This is a genomic window from Phycisphaeraceae bacterium, from assembly GCA_019636735.1.
In the GTDB taxonomy this organism is placed as follows: Bacteria; Planctomycetota; Phycisphaerae; order Phycisphaerales; family SM1A02; genus VGXK01.
Genome location: JAHBWY010000002.1, coordinates 294672 through 316441, shown reverse-complemented (window position 1 = coordinate 316441; position 21770 = coordinate 294672). Strand labels below are relative to the sequence as shown.

Here is a 21770-nt window from a genome sequence, read left to right as displayed (position 1 = left end):
AGCTCGCGTCGTCGCTATCCTTTCCGCCCTTCTCACTCCACGGCGGGGCCGTGGTTGCGGTGAGAAGGAGACCCCGCACTGGGAGACGACCGTGGAAACGACGCTGATCATCCTGAAACCTGACGCCCTCCAGCGCGGACTCGTGGGCCGCATCCTCACCCGCTTCGAGGAGAAGGGACTTCAGGTCGTCGGCTGCAAGCTCATGCAGATCTCGCCGGATCTGGCGGCCCAGCACTACAAGGACCATGTCGGCAAGCCCTTCTACGCGGGGCTCGTGCGATTCATGACGAGCGCCCCCGTTCTGGTCCTCGCCCTCCGCGGCATGAACGCGATCACCGTTGCCCGCGGCATGATGGGAGCGACCTTCGGCAGCAAGGCGGCCGCCGGCACCATTCGCGGTGACTTCGGCGTCAGCAACAGCTTCAACCTGATTCACGGCAGCGACGGGCCCGAAGCCGCAGCTCGAGAGCTTTCGCTCTTCTTCAAGCCGGGCGAAGTCATCGAGCACGCCCGCGCCGTCGACGCCTGGATCTACGACCACTCGAGCGGCAAGCCCGAGTAAGAGACTCCTCGAAAGCCCCGCAGCCATCGACCGGTTCCGGCTTCGCAGCACCGCATCGAGATTCGATCAGCGGCTTCCCAGAAGCCCGCGTCGACTGCTCCTTGTGGGCCACTCGCACCGGCTCGAGTCCTTGTGGCTCGCTCTCGGCGAAACGGGGTTGTGAAGCACACTTCGGGTCGGCCATTTCGATCGGCCGAGCTGGGCCGGAAGTCTGAGGTTGAATCGACCCCGCCGAAAGGTCCCGCACACCGAGCGATAACCGGGGGATCTCCGGGATGGCCCCATCTCGTGATTCCACGGCCGCTTGCTGACCGTCGGGGCGGCCCCATGCGCAAACCGTCGCCGATTTTGCGTCCCCGATTCAACGCAAGGCGAACTCCCCCCGTACTCCACTGGTAACAGCGGTAGCGAAACCGCAGGCCCCGCCCCGTTTCTGGCGGCAACTTCAGGATGAGGTCGAAGTCACCTCAAGGTGGACACGATGTCCGTGCTTGGATCCAACTCCCCGCTCGATCGCCTGCGTCGCCGACAGCGTGCCATTGTGGCTCGCCGCGCCGCCGACCGCGCCGATAGCCCCGCCCTCTCCCGCGAGGAGGAGCGGCTCCTTCGTGAGATCCTCTCGGAGCCGATGGACTACATCGACTCTCCCGAGTTTCGCAAGCGCGACGCGGAGCGGACCATCTACGAGCAGGCCCCGAACATCCAGCGGCCCGATGTCTCCTGGTATCGCCCGCTGCTTGACAGCCTTGTTCCAGGCGATCGTTCGCGAAGCCGTTCCCAGCGAAGCCCGGGGTCGGTCCTGCTCACCGGTGCGCAGGAGCGCGTGCTGTTCCTTCAGTACAACTACGCCCGCTGGCGCATCTCGGAGATGCAGAAGCGTCTCGATGGTGCCCTCCCCGATGTGACCACGGCTCGCGAGGTGCTTCGCTGGTATCGCGTCGCCAAGCGCTACCGCGAGCAGATCGCCGAGACGAATCTCGCGCTCGTCCTGGCGATGGCCAAGCGAACTCGCATGAGCGAGGTGGACTTCGCCGATCTCATCAGCGAGGGGAACATGGCCCTGATGCGCAGCGTCGACAAGTTCGACTGCGGTCGCGGCTTCAAGTTCTCCACTTATGCCTGCCGCGCCATCATCAAGGCGTTCAGTCGCCAGGGCATGAAGCTGAGCAAGTACCGCCAGCGATTCCCGAGCGAGTTTGACCCACAGTTCGAGAAGTCGAACCATCTGGAGACGGTTCGCGCCACCGACGAGCGCGACTCCGCGGCCGAAGTCCGCCATGTGGTCATGAGCAACGCCTGCGATCTCACTGAGATCGAGCGGACGGTCATCGTTCATCGATTCGGCCTCGATCCGCAGCGGGATCGCCCGGGCCTCACGCTCGATCAGGTCGGCCAGATCATCGGCGTGACCAAGGAGCGCGTTCGCCAGATCCAGAACAAGGCGCTGGAGAAGATCCGGCTCGCCCTCGACGAACTTCGCGCGGATCCTCCCAAGCCGAGCGAGAACTGATCGGTGGGCCTGCGGAAGGCCGGGCTGAACAGGGCTCCTCTGTCGATCACGAATCCGCTTGCGCCGCCGCTACACTCGCGGCCATGGCGACACATAAGGTCTATCCGAGTGCTTCCGAAGCCCTTCGCGGCGTCGTCAAGGATGGCATGACCATCGCGGTCGGCGGCTTCGGGCTCTGCGGAATCCCCGAGCAATTGATCATCGCCCTCCGGGACAGCGGCGCGAAGGACCTCGTGTGCGTGAGCAACAACGCGGGCGTCGATGACTGGGGCCTTGGGCTCCTGCTCCAGACGCGCCAGGTTCGCAAGATGGTGTCGAGCTATGTGGGTGAGAACGCCGAGTTCGAGCGGCAGTTCATGTGCGGCGAACTTGAAGTTGAGTTCACGCCGCAGGGCACCCTTGCCGAGCGCCTTCGCGCAGGCGGTGCTGGAATCGCGGGCTTCTACACGCGCACCGGCGTCGGCACTCCCGTTGCCGCCGGCAAGCCCACGGAGGTCTTCGATGGTGAGACCTTCGTGCTTGAGCGCGGCATCGTTGCGGATCTTGCGCTTGTGAAGGCGTGGAAGGCCGACGAGTGCGGGAATCTGATCTACCGCCGGACGGCTCGGAACTTCAATCCGATGATTGCGACCGCGGGGCGCCTCACGATCGCCGAGGTCGAGGAGATCGTCCCGATCGGCTCGATAGACCCCGACCAGGTCCACACGCCGGGCATCTTCGTCCAGCGGATCGTGAAGACCGTGTCGGAGAAGCGCATCGAACAGCGGACCACCCGCCCGGGGTGATTCGAACCCCCGGGCGCTTGGCGAATCTCCCGGAGATCACGCGAGTTCGGCGCAGCGCGCAGCGCCCGGCGCAGCGCGCTCTGCACTGAGGACCGCGGATGCCACCGAGGGCTGCCGAACCGATCAACCCCACGGCCCGCCGCAAGGCCAACTCCCAGTGGCCTGCCTGCCATCGGCGACCGCTTCGAAGACCGGCCCGAGAAACGCCGCGAGCGCGGTGACGACCGTGGGCAGCTGATCGACCGGCTGGCCAGATCGCAGCCGCCGGCAGAAGGCCTGCCATTGGGCCTGCTTCGTCGGGTCCGTCGCGAACTCAGGGCTGAGCCCGGCGACCGGTCCTGCGGGAATCGGCACATTGCGCCGGGTTGCTGTGGCCGCAAGCGCACCCGTCAGCCCACATGCATCGAGAGTCCGGGTACGTGAGAGATGGAGCAGATCGAAGTAATCCTTCATCCGCGAGTTGAGGAGTCCCCGCTCAACCATCCCGAGGGCCTTCTCGGTGACGACGGTTTCGACGGGGTAGGCACGCAGGCGGGCTCGCGGCAGATCGATGAGCGTCGGAAACTCGATGTCTTCGGGCCCGGGAGTCACGGCATCGCCGAAGCCCACATCGACCTGGAGTCGGATGCGTGCCTTTCCGAGAGTTGCCACAGCGCTGACGCGAACGCCGCCGTAGTCCTGGATCGTTCGGATCTCGGCAGCCTGCACGCTCTCGACATCGAAGATGAGACCATCGTCTTCGACGGCGGTCGCGGCAACTTCTCGCATGACGGCGGTCATGCGCTCGAGCGAGTCGTCACCGAACCCGAGGAGGTCGATGTCGCGCGTCACACGGTGCGGCATGCCCTCCCACGCCACGAAGAGCATGGCGCCCTTGAGGAGGAACGATCCCGCGTGCATCGACTTCGAAAGTCGGTAGAGAAATCGCTCGGCGACCGAGCGCACGAGCACCTGCTCGAACTCCTCGCCGCGTTCGTGCGAGAGGTTGAGAAGCCGCTGCTTGACCGACGCGCTGATATCACGAAGCGGGCGCGTCATTGCAGCCCCTCGAGGTACGGACGCATCACCTTCTCGACCCGACACACTTTGGCGGCGCGGAGGACTTCGTCCATGGTCACCCGACGAGAGCGAACCGCCTCGCGAAGTGCCTCAAGCGCGACATCGAGTCCCACCTTGTTCCGGTACTTGAAGAGGTCTGCGATGGTCTTGGCGACGGAGTAGACCTTGACCGTCGCGCCTTCGACTTCGTGCGTCTCGACGCCGTGCGTGAGCGCCTCGCCGGAGAAGCGGACGATCCGCAGTGGCGGGGAGCTCTGTGCCGGCTTGCGTGCCCAGGGGTCGATCGCCAGCCAGACCTCCCATGGGTTCTGGACGGTCAGGCCATGGAACACGAGCGCCGAGAGCAGGCAGACGACTCCATGCGGAACGAGGGTGCATGCGACGGCGAGCGAGTGCTTCTCGGTGAGATCATGGTCGGCGGCGACGTAGACACCGCGGGCGATCCGTCGGAGGTCGCCCGAAGCGACTAGTTCACGCAGCCGGTTCCGGGTGATCCCAAGGGCGGCAAGGTCCCGGCTCCGGACCACGCCACGGTCGCGGACTGCCTCGAGAGGATGGCGTGGCGGGCCGGCCATAGGTCACATGGTACAAAAGGTCTGTAGAAACCAACAAGTACCGACGGATTGTATCGGCAGAATGGAGCGCCTGCCCGCGTACAGGCGTCGGACTCCGCGATCGGCATCTGCGGTGGTGTCGTGGCGTCGGTGCATCCTCCTTCAAAGGCCCAGTCCTGTGTCCAAGGAGATCGAGCACCTTCCCGGAACGCGCAAGGCAGAAGCAACTCCTGTGTCATCAGCAGTTGTTTTATAGGACCTCATTGATCAAGGTCCGTGAATCTTCTCTCCAACAGAGAGAATGCGCTCGAATCGGCCGCCGATCTCGCCGATCGCTCAATCTTGAGGGCGAGATTGCCATAAACCCGGCCTCAGTTCGTTCATCGTGCCCATACGGAGGTCCGCAAGGAGTCACACATGAAGCATTCACTCTTCGCCGCGCTCATCGTTGCGGGGGCCATCGTTGCCTCCCCGCTCTCGCACGCCCAGTTCGGAAGCCGCAGCCTGATGGTGCAGGCCTTCGAGCCCTACATCATGCAGCGGGACATGCCGCTGATGGTGGCGATCCTCGATCTCGATGAGACCCAGCGTCCCATCGTCGACATGCTGCTCGAGGACTACATGGCCTCCTTTGCCGCAGGCATCGAGAAGGTCCGGGCCCAGATGCAGGATGCGGGCAGCGCGGCGAAGGAAGATCTGACCGCGCTGCTCCGGCCATTGAACAACTGGAGCCGCGAGCGACAGGAGCTCTACAACCGCTTTGCCGAAACGATGAAGAGCGTGCTCAGCCCTCAGCAGCTTGACCGCTGGCCTGCGTTCGAGCGGGCCATTCGCCGCGAGCGGCTTCTGCCTCAGTCGGAGATCTCCGGCGAGGGAGTGAACCTGATCGGCATCATCAACGACCTCGCGCCTCCCGCGGAGGTCCGCGCCACCGCCCAGCCGGTGATCGAGGCGTATGAGATCCGAATCGATGGCGCGCTCACCGAACGCCAGGCGCGGGAAGAGGAGAACATGGGTCCGATGATGGACGCCATGGTCACCATGGATCATCAGCGGGCGGCCGAACTGCAGGATCGGATCATGGCCGCACGCGTGCGCTTGCGTGATGCGCAGGAGATCAGCATCGAGGAGATCTCTACGGCGCTCGGCGCCGATTGGGGGCCCCGCTTCCGCGTCATCGCCATGCAGCGGGCCTTCCCCGAGGTCTTCTCGCCCAACAGCGTCATTCGACTCTTTGATGCGGCCCTTGAGATCGCCGACCTCACCCCGGAGCAGCGCGCCTCGATCACCTCGCTCAAGGGAGAGATGGAGCGGGAGTGGGAGGGCCTCTCGCGGGAGATGCTTACGGTCGTCAAGCGAGATGAGCCTGCGGCGCCGAAGCGTCGCGCGGCGGCTCCGGCCGAGCGACAGGGCCGTTCGCCGGAACTCGAGGCGATGCGTCGGAAGCGCCAGGATCTGGCCGAGCGCTACCGCCAGCAGCTTGAGCACATCCTGACGCCGGAGCAGTACGCTGATCTCCCCGGAGCACAGCGGCATGCGGCTCAAGGCTTGGGTAAGCAGTTCGGACCCGCCACTCCGGGTGGCGGCGGTGTGACCACCATGCCGAAGGGCGGCGGAGACCTCGGCGCCGGGGCCGATGATGCCGCACCGATTCCACCCACGGCGATTGAGTAAGGACGACTCCTCTGGACCCCCTCACAACGCGAGAGACGCCCGTGACCGGCAGCAGTGCAACCAACGGCAGCGCCGCCAGGGGTGTCGATCTCACCTCTCTTCGAGCGGGAGCCGGTGCGAGCGAGATGTCCCTCAAGGATCGCTGCGGCCTCCTCGGAATCGAATGGTTTGACAAGGCGCCGACGGCCGAGCCAGAGGCGATGGCGTTGATTCCCGCTGAGACGGCTGTGCGACTTCGCGTTGTCCCGCTCCGTCTCGACGGCGCCAGGCTCCAGGTGGCCATGGCGGATCCCTTCGACCTCGCCGCAATCGACGAGGTCGCGGCGATGACCGCGCGACCGCTCTCGCGAGCGAGCATGGAGGGCTCCGTCTTCGGCGATCTGATGCGCGCCGTGTATGGCACCACCGCGGCTCGCATGGCGGAGAGTCTCGCCGGTGAAGCGGACCTCGCCTCAACCAGGGTCGAACACAATCTCGATGCGATCGATGCGGCGGATGTGCACCGGATGGCGGAGCAGCCGACGCTCATCAACCTCGTCAACCTGCTCATTCTGGAGGCGATCCAGAATCGAACGAGCGACATCCACATCGAGCCCTTCGAGAGCGAACTCAAGATCAAGTACCGCATCGACGGTGTGCTGCTCGAGCAGAAGCCGCCTCCGAAGCATCTCCAGGCGGCGCTCATCGGTCGTGTCAAGATCATGGCGCACATGAACATCGCCGAGCGCTATGTGCCGCAGGATGGCCACATCACCCTTCGCTTTGAGGGCCGCAAGGTCGATATCCGCGTCTCAACCGTGCCCACGATCTACGGCGAGAGCGTCGTCATGCGAATTCTCGACAAGAGCTCGCTGCCGCTCGACCTCCGAAGCCTCGGCATGTCGGAGAAGCATCGCGGGATGATGGACCGGCTCATCGAAAAGCCGCACGGAATGGTGCTGGTGACCGGACCCACCGGCAGCGGAAAGACGACCACGCTCTACGCCGCGCTCTCCAAGCTCTACGACCCCCGCAAGAAGATCATCACCATCGAAGATCCCGTCGAGTACGAACTCGCGGGCATCAACCAGATTCCCGTCAATCCGAAGCGAGGATTGACCTTCGCGACAGGCCTCCGCGCCATCCTGCGACAGGACCCCGATGTCATCTTCGTCGGCGAAATCCGCGACAACGAAACGGTGGACATCGCCATTCGCTCAGCGCTGACGGGTCACTTGATCTTCAGCACACTGCACACCAACGACGCCATCAGCTCCGTTGGCCGCATGGTGGACATGGGCGCCGAACCCTATCTCATCGCGAGCGTGCTCGAGGGGCTGCTCGCCCAGCGACTCGGCCGGCGCCTCTGTCGCCACTGCGCGACGCAGGTTGCCCTCGACGACGATCGACGAGCTCGCATCACCGACGAGGAGGCAGCGCTCTTCAACGGACGGTGCGCCATCGGGCGCGGCTGCGACGAGTGCAGCGGCAGCGGCTTCCGCGGGCGCCTCGGCTTCTTCGAACTGGCTCGAATCAATCCGCGCCTGAGGGCCGCCATCTCGCAGGGTCGAACGGTCCTCGATTTGCGCGAGCAGGTCGATGCCGACTTCATCACTATGCGCCAGGACGGCCTGGACAAGGCCGCCGCCGGTATCACCACCATCGAGGAAGTACTCCGCGCGACGCAGGATGTCGACGACTCCGGCGGTTGAGTCCCATGCCCAGTTTCCGGCACCAGAGTCTTGATGCGAAGGGCGCCGTCGTCTCCGGCGTGATCGCTGCGACCGATCGCGCGGCGGCGATCAGGCAGCTTTCGAGCCGCGGTCAGCGGCCGGTGTCGATCGTGGTGGTCGACGAGGACTCGACGCCATCGAAGGCAACTGCGGCGCCGCGTGCCGACGGATCGAAGACCAAGGCCTCGCTCTTCTCGATGCTGACCGCGAAGAGCACGCTCTCCCGGAGCGAGCTTGCGAACTTCATCCGCGAACTGGCGACCGCCCTGGAAGCAGGCCTTCCGCTGATGCAGGCTCTTCGCACGGTGCGCCAGCAGGCTTCCGGCCATGCCCAGGCGGTCATCCTCGATCGTCTCATTGAGAAGGTCGAGGCGGGCCAGCCGCTTCAGCAGGCGATGGCCGACTACGGCCCGCCCTTCGACGAGATGGTTGTCGGCATGGTTCGGGCCGCCGACGCCTCGGGTCGAATGCCCGAGGTCCTGCACCAGCTTGCCGACCTTCTCGAGCGCGGCATCGAACTGCGCCGCGAACTTGTCGGCGCGACCATCTACCCCTTGATCGTGGCCGTGATGATCCTCGTCAGCGTGGTCATCCTCGTCACGGTCATTCTTCCACGCCTGATGGAGCCGCTCCTCGCCTCGGGCACGCCCCTGTCGCTGCCTTGGCCGACTCGCGTGCTCATGGGCTTTGCCGACTTCATGCAGGCGTGGTGGTGGGCCGTGATCCTCGGCATCGGCGGCGCCCTCATCGGATGGCGACTGTGGATCTCAAACCCCGAGAATCGCCTGATGGTTCACCGGGCGCTTCTTCGACTTCCCATCGTCGGAGTTCTGTTGCGTGATGTCGCCGTCGCCCGCTTCACGCGCACGCTGGGCACGCTCGTCTCCGCCGGTCTCCAGATCATTCCCGCACTTCGGATCGTCCGGGACACGCTCGGCAACCTGGTCCTGATGCAGGCCATCGACGAGGTCACCGAGCGAGTGAGTACGGGTCAGAGCCTCGCGGAGCCGCTCGAGCGATGCGGCCACTTTCCACCAATCCTCATCCAGATCGTCAACATCGGTGAGCGGTCGGGACGCCTTGAGAGCATGCTGCTGCATGCCGCAGGCGCCTTTGACCGTCAGGTCAACGCCTCGATCAAAGTGCTCACGAAGGCACTGCCACCCGTCCTGCTCGTGATCATGGCGTGCCTCGCCGGGTTCGTTCTCCTGGGAATCCTGCTGCCGCTCATGAATCTCCAGTCGGCCTTCATGACGGGTTGATTTGCGGCGAGTTCACGCCGCACTGACACCTATCGGACGCTAGTCTTCCTAGCTCGCTCGTTCTCCTTACCCGTGAATCCGGCAACGCCGAGCGCCCTCGTGCGTTGTGACTGTCACGGGGTTCCCTATCGACCCTGAGGAGTCCTCCGGCCATGAAGTCCATGAAGAACCTGATGCATCCAAATCTTCCGGTGTCACGACACTCCCGCAGACTCAAGCGGCGTGCGCTTCGTCGGCGCGCCTTCACCCTGCTCGAGATCATCATTGCCGTCACGATCGTGGCGATTCTCGCCGCGCTCATCGTCCCGCGTCTGACGGGGTTCATCGGGCAGGCGAAGAACGATCGGGCGAAGGCCGATGCCGCGACGCTCGCCCAGCAGGTGGAGCTCTACATGACGAAGAACCACCTGAGCACGGTTCCTTCGGACTTCAGCCTGGAGGTCCTCGCCGAGGGCGAGCCGCCCATGCTCAGGAATCGCAAGCAGCTTCTCGATCCATGGGGCCGTCCCTTCACCATCCGGGTTCCCGGCGTCGTCAACTACGACTTCGACATTGTCAGCGCGGGCGAAGATGGCGAGCTCGGGACGCCCGATGACATCGTCAACGGCCAGACCTGATCCGAACCGAAGAGGTTCCAGTTGCGCACGGTTCACCCCCGAGGCTTCACGCTCGTCGAAATCATGGTGGTGGCGATCATCCTCGCCGTCATCGGCGCGATGGTGCTGCCTCGGCTGGTCGGAAAGAGCTCGGTGACGGCGCAGCTCGGCGCCGAGCAACTGGCTTCGATGCTCGGCACCTTCGCCTTTCGCGCCTCGCTGGCAAGCCAGCCGGTGGCCCTGATGCGTGATGGCGAACTCGGCACGATTGAAGTGTGGATCCTCGACACCGATCCGAGCCGTCCGGAGAATCCCCCCGACTGGCGCCTCGATCGCTTTTCCAGGCCGCTTCAACTGCCCGAGGGTGTCGTCCTCTCTGAAGTTGTGGTCAATGGCCAGCGCCTCATGCCCGATGCGTGGCGCGTCGTTGCAACTCCCGGAATACCCAGGCCGCTCATGGAGTTCGTCCTCGCCTCCGAGGAGGCCGGCGACGAGATCACGGTTGTGCTTGAGCCACGCGCGACCGCGCCCTTCTTCATCACACGAAGTGGCCGAACCACCGCCATCGGTCGTACCGCCTACGACCTCGACCGTGAGGGCCGAGAGAAGGAGCCGTGGTGACCACTGTGGCAATCGCCGAACCAACCATGGGCGCGCGAACGCCAGCAATCCCTTCTGTGACTGCGCCGGAGCGTTGCGATGCGCCAGCACCTTGCAGGGCGTCGCGCCCCACGCGCTCGACCGCCCCGCTGCGCCTGCGTTCACCGCGCGGCTACGCGCTGATCGATGCGCTGCTCGGCGGGCTCCTTCTGGCCATCGCGCTCGTGGCGGTGCTATCACTCTCCGCGCGCAGTCTCCAGATGGAGCGAGCCGGAGAGGAGGAGGTCGTCGCGGCAAGTCTGCTCGACGAAGTGCTCTCGCTTGTCCTCGCGGAAGGTCCCGTTGACTTTCCCAAGGTTCACGACACGGCCGGACGCTTTGACCCCCCGTTCGGCGACTGGGAGTTCGAAGTACTCATCGAAGCGCAGGGTCTTGGAGATCCATGGCGCGTGCTCGCGATTGTCCGAAGTCCTTCCGGCGCGACCTATCGATGCGGCACGCTTCTGGCGCCGCGCCCCGAGGATGCGCCGATCATCATGCGACGCCCACCTCAGCGACTTGAAAGGGAGGATCGCTATGAAGCGGCCCGACAGTCTGTGCGCTGAACACTCGCTGCAGGTTGCCTCGCGACCTCGAGGCTTCACCATCGCTGAACTGGTGGTGGCACTGGTGGTCGCCGCGCTCGTGCTCACCGCCATCAGCACCTCGGTCAGCCGAATCGGGCGATCCCGGGAACTCGTGCAGATCCGGCTGTCAGCGCATCAACGCGCCATCGATGCAGTCGAGTCGCTCCGCCGAGACCTGAACAGCATCATTCGATCAACCGATCTCTTCCAGACTCGACTGGTCATCACAGAGTCGGTGATGAACACCCGCTCGGGGCCGGTCGATCGGAGCGAGGTGATTCTCTTCGCGACCCGGTTGATGCCGGTCCGCGACATCGAATACAACGGCGAGGGCATCGAGTACGAGACCCAGTATCGCGTCATGGACGATTCCGCAGGCTCGGCGCTCTGGCGGCGGCGCGATCCCGTGCCGGACGACACGCCCGACGGTGGCGGCGTGGTCGAGCCCGTGGCCGATGGAGTGATCGGCCTCTACCTCGAGGCTTACGACGGCGAGAACTGGTGGCCCGCATGGGACTCCGACGAAGATGGCTTGCCTCTCGCGGTCCGAGTCACTGTCACTGTGGCTGGCGCCGCGCCCGATCGAGATCCGAATCTGCCTCCGGAGGCCATCATCACGCTTCGAACACTCGTGGCCATCGACCGGGTTCCTGAGCCGATCGACGAGGAACTCGAACGACTCGCACGCGAACAGGAGGCCGCTGCGGCCCTGGCGGAAGCGGCTGGCGCGGGAGGCATGGGAGGCCTTGGTGACCGAGGCATGGGCGCCGACGACGGTCCCGCCGCTGCGGCGGTCGCCGGACCGGCCTCGCCAGCCGGTCGTGCCGAGCGCGCCGAGGCCATCAGGGACATCGAATCGCGCGGCGGCGGAATCCGATCGCAGGGTGGTCCCGATGCGGGTGGCCGCGGTGGCGGAGCGCGGGGTGGTGATGGTGGCGGCGCACGAGGTGGTGGCGGCGGCGGTGGAGCGCGAGGTGGTGGTGGCGGAGGAGGCGCCGGAGCACGATGAACGGGCGAAGGCGTCACACCTCGGTTCAGCGCCCCCGCGGCAGCGTCACGCTCGTCGTCCTCTGGGCGGTCGCGATCGCGTCGATCGTCGTGGCGGCGACGCAGGTGCTCGCCTGGCGCCAGGCGGTCATGGGGCGCGAAGCGCTCGCCCGAGTGCAGGCCCGCTGGGCGGCGCGCGCTGGCGTCGAGTCCATGATCTCGATCATGGAGTACTACCAGAAGAATCCCGTCAGTGATGACGCGCTCGCGCTCACTCGCGACCTCGAAGCCCACGCGATCGGCTCGACCGAGACCGGCGAGTTCGACATCCGACACTTCCGCGACGGCTTCGAGTACGCCGGTCCGATGGACGAGCACTCGAAGCTCAACATCAACATCGCGACCAAGCCGCAACTGCTGACCATTCCCAACATGACTCCCGATGTCGTCGACGCCATCATCGACTGGCGCGATGCGAACAACGAAGTCGAGGGTTTCGGCGCCGAGGCGGAGTACTACGCCAATCGGGGTTACAAGTATCGCCCGCGGAATGACAACTTCCGCAGCATCGCCGAGCTGGAACTGGTCGCCGGTTGCTGGCCGCGCTATGTTCGCGGCGAGGACTGGAACCTCAACAGCCGTCTCGATCCCAACGAGAACGACGGCTCGCTCAGCATGCCCGACGACAAACCGGACGGCTATCTCGATGCTGGCTGGAGCGGCTATCTGACGGCGTACTCGCGCGGCTCTCACGCGACGGCCAACGGGGTTCCGAAGCTCTTCCTTCGAACGGCGACCACTCAGCAGATCGAGGAGCGGCTCGGCGTCGACTCGGCGCAGGCGAGCGCGCTGTTGAACTTCTCCCGGCAGGGCAACGCCCGACTCGAAACACTGCTCGTCACGCCTCTCAATGCGCTGGCCCCGGCGGGCGGCGCAGGGGGAGGGCGCACCGCTGGAACCACCGGACGATCTCGGGCCGGTGGACGGCAGGGCAGCCAGCCGGCGCAACAGCAGCAGGAGGTGGCGCCGCTGGACTCCAATCAGCTTCGACTTCTCTTCGCCGAGTGCACGCTCGATGACCCCTTCAAGCCCGCTCCCGGCCGAGTCAACCTGAACACGGTGTCCAGCGAAGTGCTCCAGCGCGGGCTCGGCCTTGAGCCGCGTGCCGCCGAGGCGATCATCTCCGCCCGACAGCGTCGCCAAGGCGGCTTCACCAGCATTGTCGATCTGCTCGAAATCGCCGATCTCAAGCCCGAGACGATCACGCAGATCGCCGGGCAGGTCGGAGTCGAGAGCTTCGTCTACCTGATTTCGAGTCGAGGTCGGGCGTTGAGTACCGGGACCGAAGTCGAACTCGTGGTGGTGGTCGATCGTTCCACCATTCCTCTCTCCTTCATTGAGGTTCGCGAGCCATGACTCGTCGAGTGCGCGTTGCCGCAGATCCAGCCTTGACGGCCATCATTGAGGTCCCTGCGACTGGTGATGCGAGGCTTTCGCTCTGGCGCCAGGGTCCTTCGGGTGTGCGCCTCGAGCGCATGACCTCACTGGTCTCCAGCACTCTTGCCCATGCGGTGGACGAGAGCCGCGCGGCCCGAGTCGTGGCGCTCCTTGCGCCAGGCCAGGCGCGCTGCCGTGTCTGCGAACTTCCCAACGCCGACGAGGCGCAGCTCCTGAGCGCCTTGACGCTCCAGGCCGAGAGCATGCAGCTCGGCAGTGTTCCGCCACACCGCAGTGCCGCTGCTGTCATTCCCCGAAGCGAGGGCGCTGATCGTTGCGGCGTCGTGGTCGAGTGGCCGCCATCAGAGGAACCGCCTGCCCTGCCAGGCTCACTCCTCTCCTCGCGGCAACTCACCTTCGCGGGAGATGTCTCAGCACTCGCCGCGCTCGTGACCGTTCCCGGGGTGCGGGGCCCCCTGCTGCTGATTGACGCAGAACGAGGCGTGGTCTCCTTCGCGATCGCGACGCCGCGCGGAATCGCGCTGCGATCGGCGCGTGAGAACCTTGCCGAGGGCGGGGTTGACGCCATCGTTCGCCTGGTCATCGAGACCGCGCTTCACCACGGCGCGTCAGGCGCCGAGATCGAATCGCTCGCTGAAGCAGTCCGAGCGGCCGCCGCTCAGGCAAACGGCGCTGGATTCGGTTGCTCGCCCGACGATCTGACTCGGCTTGCCGCCGCCATCGGGGGATCGGTCGATCCCGCATGGTGGCGTCAGCACGCCATTCATGCCGGCGCGGCGCTCGCGGCGGCGGGACCACTGGCCGCGCTCACGACACTGCTCGCGCATGAACCGGGCGAGGAACCCAATGCCGTCGGTCGTGTGCTGAACCGCCTGGCCGATCCGAGGGTCCTCACCGGGCTGATCGTGGCGGCTCTTCTCGCCATTGCGTTCGGGCCTCTTGTGTTCGCTTGGGGTGATTACTGGGTCACGCGATGGCGCATCCGTGAACTCGGCCCCGACAAGCTGCGGGAGGTCGTCAAGGAGAACGACCTTCGCATCGCGCTCTATCGCGAACGCGCCGCGCGGACCTGGCCCATGTCGAAGATTCTCTCCGACCTCGCCTGCTGCACGCCCGAGGGCATCGAGCTCGATCAGCTCAACATCGTCCAGGGCGAGTCGGTGTCAGTGCGCGGCCGCGCATCGCGCCATGATCTGCTCGCCCCCGAGGAGGTCGTCCTGCGCATGGAACGGCTCATGCAGGACTCGCGCATCTTCACCCGCATCAGCAAGGGATGGGACGCTGCGAATCAGTCGGGCATCATGCAATTCAATCTCTCGGCCTTCGTGGCGGCGCCGACGGCGCCGATCGCCATGAGCGAGACCCAGGATTGGGCGAAGCTGACCCTCGCCGATCGGCGGCACCCGCGAGCCCGCGCCGCCACCCCCACGGCGCCACCTCCACCTGCAACTTCGCCGGCCCCGAGCAATGGCGCTTCGGGACAAGGTGCGCCGTTGGCGACCGCCTCATCTGATGCGCCCAACGACGGCTCCGTGCCCGGCTCGGCGCGTCACCGGAGTGCATCGGCGGGCGAGGGTGACAGCGCGGGGTCATCGCCCACTCAAGTCACCGCGGCGAACGGCACCCAGGAGGGCGCGAATGGAGCGGGCGAGGCCGTTGCCGTCTCGTCGTCGGAGCGCCGAGCGCCGCCGCCCGCAGGCGGAAGCCGCGCCGAAGAGCGTGGCTTGGCAACCACCGGCCAGCCTGGCGCCTCGAACGAGCGAGCCGGACCGCGAGGTCCCGCTGCTGCTCCTGCCGATGTCCCGCCCGATCCGCTCACCGACGAGCAGATCGCCGCGATGACCAAGGAAGAGGCGCTCGCCGCCGCCGGCGCCGTTGCAAGGGCCCGCAACAATCCCGCGTTCAACGCCGAGACCGTCGCCCGCCTGCGTGCGGAGTTCGACAAGCTCATGGCCCATGTTCGATCCAAGTAATGAGTGACGCATGAACCTTCCCTTCCAGCAGCAGATTGACCAGATCAAGTCGTGGCCCCGAGCGGCGCAGGTGGCGCTTCTTCTTGCCTGCGTCCTCGTCGGGTGGCTCCTGGTGCGCGACAGCACCTGGGCATGGGCCGCGAGTTACTCGAAGGAGGCGGTGGAGCTTCGAACTCTGGCCGCCCGCGAGCGAGACCAGAGCCAGAACCAGGTCAGGATGATTCGAGACCAGATCATCGCACACGGACAGGTGCAGGCGCCTCGGCGCGCCTCCGAGGGCGCTGCCCAGATGGCTGCGGCGGCGACCCGGATCATCCGCCAGCACTCGAGCGTCATCAACTTCAAGTACGACGCTCGCACCTCGCAGCGGCTCCCCGCGTCGGCGCTGCGCGATGTGGTCGGCAATCGCCGCGCGGAGCGCGTCACCGCCGATGTTCAGTTCGAGGCGCCTGTCGAGGTGGTCAGCAAAATCGTTTCCGAGCTTGAGGCGAGCCCTGACATCGACTCGGTGAGCACCCTTCGGCTTCAGCGCGTCGACCCAGGCCGGCGCCTTCGCGTCAAGATGATCATCGAGGCGTGGGTGGTTGCGGGCGACGAGCCCGGCAGGAGAACGACATGAGTCCGCGAGTCCGACTCACAAGCGGAGTGCGCTGGTCCGGCCCCGTCATCGTGGGGCTTGTGACGGTGGTCGTGATCGCGGGCGTTTCGCTCGCCGGTGTGCTAAGGCTCGCAGGCGCAGCGGCAGGGCCGAGGGTCGACTCGCGCGAGACCAGCGCCTTCGATGCGCTGCTCGCCACCCATGACGAAACCGCGAAGCTGCACCGCGAGCGCTTCGAGGGACGGAGCCTCTTCTTCATTCCCATTCGACCCGCGGATCCCACCCCTCCGCCGCCACCGCCACCACCGCAGCGCGATGAACGGCCTCCGCCCCCGCCACCCGAGCCTGCGCCTCCGGCCGAATACACCGGCCCGAAGGTCATCGCATGTATCGGGAACATGGTCTTCTTCGCGGACAGCATGCAACTCGGCAAGGGTGAGGAACGATCAGGTGTGCGCGTCGTCTCCACCAATCCACCGTGGAGCGTGACGCTCCATCACTTGAAGAAGGACTATGTCGTCTCGATCCTTCCGGACTCGAATGAGTCGTTCTTCGGGGGAAGCCTCTCGACCATCAGCCCCTCGAGCAATCCCGGCATGGAACTGATGTCCGCTCCCAGTCCACGGCCAGTGGCGGGCCGAGCCACGGCCACGCCAACGCCGTCTGCACCAGCGGTGCGCGGAGATCAGCCCCCCGAACCGCGTCCCGGTGACTTCCCTGGTGATGCAGCGGTGGGCGATCCTCCGGCGTCCGAACAGGAACCGCCTCTTGATGGCGGGCCTCCGGTTGCATCGCCGCCTGCGCCATCTGATGCGCCATCCGGCGCCCCGCCGAGCGCTTCATCGGAGAGCGGTCCTCCGCCGCTCACCAAGGAGGAGATCGACGCCATGGATCGGGATGCTGTGTCGAAGGCCATGATGGCGGTCTCCCGGGCGCGCCTGAACCGCAATCTGGACGAGGCGACTCGCAGTCGTCTCGCCCAGGAGCTTGCGTGGCTCCAGGCCCGAATGAACCAACTCCGCCGTTGAGCGAACGGCGGCATCTCTCGTGAAACACCGGGCTCTCCCCAAAGAGGCCCGCAATGACCGGGGCCAATCCCCGTTCAACCACCCGGACGATTACAGTGTCCGCCCAGAACGAGGCCCCGAGGCCCCAGGCCGCCCTTCGTGCCGAACGATGGCATCTGACGGAGAACCGAGTGTGACCACCCGATTGACCCGACTCCTGCCCATGCGTTGCCCCTCACTCCTTCGCTCGCGCGCCGCGCTGGTCGCAGGAGTTGCCTCAGCCCTCGGTGCGGTCACCTTGCTGACCTCTCCCTCGTCGGCCCAGGCGCGCCGGCCCCAGCCGGCTCCGCAGCCTGAAGCAACCGTGCAGGCGGAGTCGTCGCAGGACGAAGCGCCAGCGGCACCGCGTCGCGTGCAGCCCCAGGCGCAGCCCGATGGTCCGCAGGCGGGCGCTCTCGAACTCGGTCAGGCGAATGGGCAGGGCAATGGAGTTGGTCCGGCGCCAGTGGTCGTCCCCGCTGCCGCGACTCCACCCGGCAACGATCTCCCTGCACTTGTCGTTCCCGATGGCTCAATTGATGACAACGGCGCATTCAGCGTCATCAGCGGCACCAGGCGCCCCGGAGGCGAGGAGCGCGTCAAGCTCGTCGCTTCACAGACGCGCGTCAAGGAGTTCATCAAGTTCATTGCCGAAGTCACGGGGAAGAGCGTCATTCCCCGTCTCACCACGGCCGGCGAGACACCGATCACCATCGTGAGCGATCGTGAGGTCACGCGCCGCGAAGCCCTCGATCTCATCTTTCAGGCGTTCCGGGTGAATGACATCGCGGTTGTTGAGACGGACCGCTACATCTTCATCGACTCGATGGGCAGCGTCGGCCGGCTCGGTCCCCACCCGGTGCTCGGACCCGAGGTCGATGTGCTCTCGCTCGTCGAAGACGGTCAGTGGGTCTACAAGATCTTCAAGATCCAGAACACCAAGGTCGACGCCCTTGCCAGCCGGATCACCGATCTCCCCGACTCCGCGTCGCTGACGCCGGACCCCAACAGCAACCAGCTCATCTTCTTCGGCGACCTCTCGACGGCGAAGCGCGTCCAGCGACTCGTGAATGTGCTGGACACCCCGGCCTATGTCGATGTGCAGACGAAGACCTTCCGCCTCCAGTGGGCTGACGCCTCCCAGGTGGCCAGCTTCATCTCGGAACTCTTCGCGGCCCGGGGAACCTCCGGTGGTGCCGCTGCGGGCGGTGCTCAGCCCCGCGTGGCGCAGCCCGCTCGTCCCGGACAACCACAGCCACGACCGGCTGGCGCCACGGGTGGCGGCGAGCTTGTCGGAACGAGCGAACAGCTCCTTGTCAGCGTGATACCCGCGCTGAACTCGATCACGGTGCGCGCCGAGCCCTCGGTGATGCGCGAGATCGAGCGTCTCATCCAGACGGCCTGGGATGTGAATCCATCAAGCGGTGGACAGATCTTCAAGTACTACGACCTTCGCTACACCGATCCGCTCAAGGTGCGCGAAGTCTTGAGCGCGCTGCTTGAATCCGGCGGCAGTGGCGGTGCGCGAGGCGGTGCAGGCCGGGGTGGCCTCGGAGGAGGCGTCGCCGGGCGCGTCCAAACGGGCGGCGGAGGCGAATCCGGTGCCGATGTCGCCGTCGCGAACATCTTCCGCATTGAGGCCTACCCGGACTCCAATCGTCTGCTGGTCATCTCGAAGACCCCGGACAACTTCAAGTGGCTCGACGAGATGATCGCGGATCTCGATCAGCCGCTTCGCGTCGGGCTTCCGCTGAATGTGCCGCTGAAGCACGCGAACGCCGTGGAAATGGCTGAGATCCTCAACGCCCTCCTCGCCCCCGCCGGCGCCGATGCACGCATTCGAGCCCCGGAGACAGGGTTGACGGGCATCGACTTCACCGTGCTCCAGGGCGGAAGCAGCGGATCAAGCGCCGGTACCGCTGGCGCCTCCGGTCAGGCTGCGGGCACGGGACAGGAGATTCGCTTCCCATGGCAGTCGGCGCGAGGCGCCGGTGAGTCGGCACAGAACGAAGTGAGCGCCATCGTCGGCAAGAGCCGCGTGGTGCCGAATGCCAATCAGAACTCCCTGCTAGTCCTTGCAACTCCCGAGATCCAGGAGGCGCTCCTTCAGATCATCGAAGACCTGGATGTTCCGGGCCGCCAGGTCATGATCACGGCGATTCTCGCCGAGGTTCAGCTCGGCGATCAGCTCGCCTACGGCCTCCAGTTCGGACCCGCAGGCCTTGCTCCGACGAATCCGAACAACGCCATCGTCATCTCGGGCACGGGCGACGCTGGCCGCATGTTCGCCGGCTCGCGCGAAGGCGACTTCATCGGAGATCTCACCACCAGCATCCTGAGCTTCGGCGTGGATGCGACGGTCATCCTTCAGGCTCTCGATCAGGTGACCAATGTGAGCATTCTTCAGTCGCCGCGCATCTACACCAGCGACAACAAGGAAGCGAAGTTCTTCGACGGTCAGGATGTCCCCTTCCAGTCGCAGGCGACGACCCAGGGTACGGCCGGCGGTACGACCGCTTCGTTCGAGCAGATCCCGGTCGGTATCGGTCTGAATGTCCGACCCCGAATCACCAAGGAGCGGAATGTCTACATGGACATCGAAGTGCTCCTCTCGAATCAGAACCCCACCAGCCCGCAGGGCGTCGGCGGCAACCCCGTCATCGATCGTCGCCAGACGAACACGAAGATCACGGTCAAGAATGGACAGACCATCGTCATCTCCGGCATCCGCAAGGAGCAGCGGAACTTCCAGAAGACGAAGGTGCCATTCCTGGGCGACATCCCAGGCCTCGATCTGATCTTCGCCTTCACCGACGACACCACCACCACCAAGGAGCTTGTCGTCTTCATCACACCCGTCGTGGTTGACAACCCTGATGAGAACGACAGCAACTTCAATGTCCAGGAGCGCCGGCGCCTGCGGGAGCTGGCCCAGCCGCTTCGTGAGCGCAGCGACAAGCTGATCCGCGGCGCCGGCTTCACGCCAATGAGCGATCTCAAGGACGACTTCGGCGGTCCGCTCATGCCCGAGCTCCCGGAGGACAGCGATGTGAATCCAGCGCCTCCCAGCGAGCCGACGCCCGCGTGGCCGAGGTGAGTCGTCGCCTCCGGCCCATCGGCGTCCTTGTGACGCTCCTGCTGCTGCCGACGGCGATCGGCCTCGGTGGCTGCGAGCAGGAGCGGATGACCGAGTCGCGCTTGCTCATGCCCCCACCGTTGCAGCCCGGCGGTGACGAGACGCGCCGCGACGGCTTCCTTCGCGTGGCGATTGAGCCGCTCGGCGAAGTCTCCAACGACGGCTTCACGCTTCCGCTCTGTTCGCCCGACGGCCGCTTCATCGCCGTGCAGGCGATGAGCAACGCCGACTGGCCAACGCTGACCGCGGGCCCCGAGCAGGCCCGAGCCGTCCGCGGGCGGATCGTCATCTACGAGGTGCTGCTCGGAGCGCTCCAGCCTCTCGGAGAGGTCGCGGGCCCCTACCTGCTCGGTCGCAGCGCCAGCGACGAGGGCTTCCTCGTTGAGAGCCCGCGAGAAGATGGAAGTCGCGCCATCGGCCTCGTGCGCTGGGACGACCGACAAATCGAATGGCTCATCGAGGACTCATTCGTGAACGCCTTTGCCGTCCTGGGACCACGAGGCACCTGGGCGTACTCGCGGCGACCTGTGGATGGCCGCGGGTTCGAACTTGTCATCGAACGGCCCGAAGGGCGCATGGTCTTCTCGACGGGGCGCGACCATAGCTGGCTGCTCCCCCGCTTCGACGGCGACGGCAATCTCTTTGCCCTGCGCCTCACCGATGGCACGCTGGCGATGGGTTTTCTGCCGATGACACCCGGCATCGCCGAGAGCGCGGAGACGCTCCGGCCCGCCGTCCGCATGCTGCCGCTGTCGCTCCGTGGTTCGCCGGATCGAGCGCTCGCCACAATGACGCCCACCGATGGACTTGCCCCCGTCGGGCTCTCCGAGCAGGTGCTCTTCTTCCACCCTGACTTTCGGCGCATGGCGCTCTGGGACGCCGGGAGCGACTCTCCCCAGCTCCTTGTTGATGGGAGCGTCGGCGCCGCGATCATCCCCGATGGGAAGAACTCGCGAGCGATTGTCGCCTCACCCAATCGACTGCTCGAGCAGGCCATTCCGCCCCGCCCCGGCGATGTCCCCCTTCGAGTTCTTGAAGGGCTCTGGCTTCCAAGGACCGCGCCGACCACTGACGGACAAGTTCTGATGGTCTCGCCCGACAGGGCGCGGCTCATCCTGACCCGGCTGACGATTCAGATCTCGTCGTCTTCCTCCTCGTCCTCGTCGTCGTCGAAGTCGTAGTCCTCATCCTCGTCGTCGTCGTCGAGGTCGTCGTCCTCGTCGTCTTCTTCGTCCTCGTCGTCATCCTCGTCGTCATCGAGGTCGTCGAGGTCGTCCTCTTCATCTTCCTCTTCCTCTTCCTCTTCCTCGTCCTCGTCTTCCTCTTCTTCCCCGTCCTCCTCGTCCTCATCGACGGCTTCCTCGTCGTCGAGCTCCTCTTCATCCTCCTCGTCCTCGAGCTCTTCCTCCTCTTCCTCCTCCTCCTCCTCTTCTTCCTCCTCCTCCTCTTCGTCGCGCTTGGTGCCACGCCGAGCATCCTCGAGCGCCGAGCCCAGTCCATTGACTCCGCTCAAGTCGAACCACGATGCGTGGTCACCACGCGGCGTGCCGAAGATGGCATCGCTCACTTCGTCGATCATTTCGTCCGTCATCTGCAACACGCCCATGGCAAGTTCTCCGGTCCCGCGTCCCG

General features: G+C 65.6%; 19 protein-coding genes. 16 read left to right on the top strand and 3 right to left on the bottom strand.

All coding sequences use genetic code 11. The features are described 5' to 3' along the window. The first annotated feature begins 91 nt into the window (after positions 1-91). The 3 genes from ndk to KF724_03440 all read left to right on the top strand — a co-directional run bounded on the left by ndk (position 92) and on the right by KF724_03440 (position 2857). A complete protein-coding gene (gene ndk, locus KF724_03450) occupies positions 92-562 on the top strand; it encodes a nucleoside-diphosphate kinase (protein ID MBX3354737.1) in 471 nt (156 codons plus the stop codon). 481 nt (positions 563-1043) lie between these two features. Continuing rightward, a complete protein-coding gene (locus KF724_03445) occupies positions 1044-2072 on the top strand; it encodes a sigma-70 family RNA polymerase sigma factor (GenBank protein MBX3354736.1) in 1029 nt (342 codons plus the stop codon). Between the two features lie 83 nt (positions 2073-2155). Beyond that, complete coding sequence (locus tag KF724_03440) at positions 2156-2857, top strand: CoA transferase subunit A (protein ID MBX3354735.1); 702 nt, start codon at positions 2156-2158, stop codon at positions 2855-2857. A 123-nt stretch (positions 2858-2980) separates the two neighbouring features. On the opposite strand, the gene KF724_03435 is transcribed toward KF724_03440, so the two are convergent. After that, complete coding sequence (locus KF724_03435; GenBank protein ID MBX3354734.1) at positions 2981-3895, bottom strand: nucleotidyl transferase AbiEii/AbiGii toxin family protein; 915 nt, start codon at positions 3893-3895, stop codon at positions 2981-2983. Next, the gene (locus tag KF724_03430; GenBank protein ID MBX3354733.1) at positions 3892-4491 is read right to left on the bottom strand and encodes an AbiEi antitoxin N-terminal domain-containing protein; all 600 of its coding nucleotides are present in this window, start codon (positions 4489-4491) and stop codon (positions 3892-3894) included. The genes KF724_03435 and KF724_03430 overlap by 4 nt, the downstream gene beginning before the upstream one ends. A 396-nt stretch (positions 4492-4887) precedes the next feature. On the opposite strand from KF724_03430, the gene KF724_03425 reads away from it, so the two are divergent. From KF724_03425 to KF724_03365, 13 genes are all read left to right on the top strand, one after another. Next, a complete protein-coding gene (locus tag KF724_03425) occupies positions 4888-6144 on the top strand; it encodes a hypothetical protein (GenBank protein MBX3354732.1) in 1257 nt (418 codons plus the stop codon). A gap of 125 nt (positions 6145-6269) precedes the next feature. Then, positions 6270-7835 carry a type II/IV secretion system protein gene (locus tag KF724_03420; GenBank protein ID MBX3354731.1) on the top strand — a complete coding sequence of 522 codons (1566 nt, stop codon included), beginning with the start codon at positions 6270-6272 and terminating at the stop codon, positions 7833-7835. A gap of 5 nt (positions 7836-7840) precedes the next feature. Further along, the gene (locus KF724_03415) at positions 7841-9118 is read left to right on the top strand and encodes a type II secretion system F family protein (protein ID MBX3354730.1); all 1278 of its coding nucleotides are present in this window, start codon (positions 7841-7843) and stop codon (positions 9116-9118) included. A 152-nt stretch (positions 9119-9270) separates the two neighbouring features. Next, on the top strand, positions 9271-9735 hold the full coding sequence (locus KF724_03410) for a type II secretion system protein GspG (protein MBX3354729.1): 465 nt from the start codon (positions 9271-9273) through the stop codon (positions 9733-9735). A 21-nt stretch (positions 9736-9756) separates the two neighbouring features. Further along, positions 9757-10335 (top strand): type II secretion system protein, encoded by a 579-nt coding sequence (locus KF724_03405; protein MBX3354728.1) that lies wholly within the window; start codon positions 9757-9759, stop codon positions 10333-10335. Between the two features lie 56 nt (positions 10336-10391). After that, positions 10392-10919, top strand: coding sequence for a hypothetical protein (locus KF724_03400; protein ID MBX3354727.1), 528 nt, complete (start codon positions 10392-10394; stop codon positions 10917-10919). Next, on the top strand, positions 10891-11949 hold the full coding sequence (locus KF724_03395) for a prepilin-type N-terminal cleavage/methylation domain-containing protein (GenBank protein MBX3354726.1): 1059 nt from the start codon (positions 10891-10893) through the stop codon (positions 11947-11949). The genes KF724_03400 and KF724_03395 overlap by 29 nt, the downstream gene beginning before the upstream one ends. Next, the gene (locus KF724_03390) at positions 11946-13343 is read left to right on the top strand and encodes a general secretion pathway protein GspK (GenBank protein MBX3354725.1); all 1398 of its coding nucleotides are present in this window, start codon (positions 11946-11948) and stop codon (positions 13341-13343) included. Before KF724_03395 ends, KF724_03390 begins: the two co-directional genes overlap by 4 nt. Further along, positions 13340-15358 carry a hypothetical protein gene (locus KF724_03385; protein MBX3354724.1) on the top strand — a complete coding sequence of 673 codons (2019 nt, stop codon included), beginning with the start codon at positions 13340-13342 and terminating at the stop codon, positions 15356-15358. Before KF724_03390 ends, KF724_03385 begins: the two co-directional genes overlap by 4 nt. 10 nt (positions 15359-15368) lie before the next feature. After that, positions 15369-15977 carry a hypothetical protein gene (locus KF724_03380; GenBank protein ID MBX3354723.1) on the top strand — a complete coding sequence of 203 codons (609 nt, stop codon included), beginning with the start codon at positions 15369-15371 and terminating at the stop codon, positions 15975-15977. Next, a complete protein-coding gene (locus tag KF724_03375) occupies positions 15974-16984 on the top strand; it encodes a hypothetical protein (protein MBX3354722.1) in 1011 nt (336 codons plus the stop codon). Before KF724_03380 ends, KF724_03375 begins: the two co-directional genes overlap by 4 nt. A gap of 202 nt (positions 16985-17186) precedes the next feature. Then, positions 17187-20099, top strand: coding sequence for a hypothetical protein (locus tag KF724_03370; GenBank protein ID MBX3354721.1), 2913 nt, complete (start codon positions 17187-17189; stop codon positions 20097-20099). Continuing rightward, positions 20087-21319, top strand: a complete 1233-nt coding sequence (locus KF724_03365; protein MBX3354720.1) for a hypothetical protein — start codon at positions 20087-20089, stop codon at positions 21317-21319. Before KF724_03370 ends, KF724_03365 begins: the two co-directional genes overlap by 13 nt. Here KF724_03365 and KF724_03360 read toward each other — a convergent pair. Next, the gene (locus tag KF724_03360; protein MBX3354719.1) at positions 21271-21744 is read right to left on the bottom strand and encodes a hypothetical protein; all 474 of its coding nucleotides are present in this window, start codon (positions 21742-21744) and stop codon (positions 21271-21273) included. The two genes, KF724_03365 and KF724_03360, sit on opposite strands and share 49 nt — an antisense overlap. Between the last annotated feature and the right edge of the window lie 26 nt (positions 21745-21770).

Excerpts from the sequence above, each read along its gene's own strand:
- KF724_03445 (MBX3354736.1), top strand. The coding sequence starts at position 1,044 with ATGTCCGTGCTTGGATCCAACTCCCCGCTCGATCGCCTGCGTCGCCGA.
- KF724_03440 (MBX3354735.1), top strand. The coding sequence starts at position 2,156 with ATGGCGACACATAAGGTCTATCCGAGTGCTTCCGAAGCCCTTCGCGGC.
- KF724_03435 (MBX3354734.1), bottom strand. The coding sequence starts at position 3,895 with ATGACGCGCCCGCTTCGTGATATCAGCGCGTCGGTCAAGCAGCGGCTT.
- KF724_03430 (MBX3354733.1), bottom strand. The coding sequence starts at position 4,491 with ATGGCCGGCCCGCCACGCCATCCTCTCGAGGCAGTCCGCGACCGTGGC.
- KF724_03425 (MBX3354732.1), top strand. The coding sequence starts at position 4,888 with ATGAAGCATTCACTCTTCGCCGCGCTCATCGTTGCGGGGGCCATCGTT.
- KF724_03420 (MBX3354731.1), top strand. The coding sequence starts at position 6,270 with ATGTCCCTCAAGGATCGCTGCGGCCTCCTCGGAATCGAATGGTTTGAC.
- KF724_03415 (MBX3354730.1), top strand. The coding sequence starts at position 7,841 with ATGCCCAGTTTCCGGCACCAGAGTCTTGATGCGAAGGGCGCCGTCGTC.
- KF724_03410 (MBX3354729.1), top strand. The coding sequence starts at position 9,271 with ATGAAGTCCATGAAGAACCTGATGCATCCAAATCTTCCGGTGTCACGA.
- KF724_03395 (MBX3354726.1), top strand. The coding sequence starts at position 10,891 with ATGAAGCGGCCCGACAGTCTGTGCGCTGAACACTCGCTGCAGGTTGCC.
- KF724_03390 (MBX3354725.1), top strand. The coding sequence starts at position 11,946 with ATGAACGGGCGAAGGCGTCACACCTCGGTTCAGCGCCCCCGCGGCAGC.
- KF724_03385 (MBX3354724.1), top strand. The coding sequence starts at position 13,340 with ATGACTCGTCGAGTGCGCGTTGCCGCAGATCCAGCCTTGACGGCCATC.
- KF724_03380 (MBX3354723.1), top strand. The coding sequence starts at position 15,369 with ATGAACCTTCCCTTCCAGCAGCAGATTGACCAGATCAAGTCGTGGCCC.
- KF724_03375 (MBX3354722.1), top strand. The coding sequence starts at position 15,974 with ATGAGTCCGCGAGTCCGACTCACAAGCGGAGTGCGCTGGTCCGGCCCC.
- KF724_03370 (MBX3354721.1), top strand. The coding sequence starts at position 17,187 with ATGCGTTGCCCCTCACTCCTTCGCTCGCGCGCCGCGCTGGTCGCAGGA.
- KF724_03360 (MBX3354719.1), bottom strand. The coding sequence starts at position 21,744 with ATGGGCGTGTTGCAGATGACGGACGAAATGATCGACGAAGTGAGCGAT.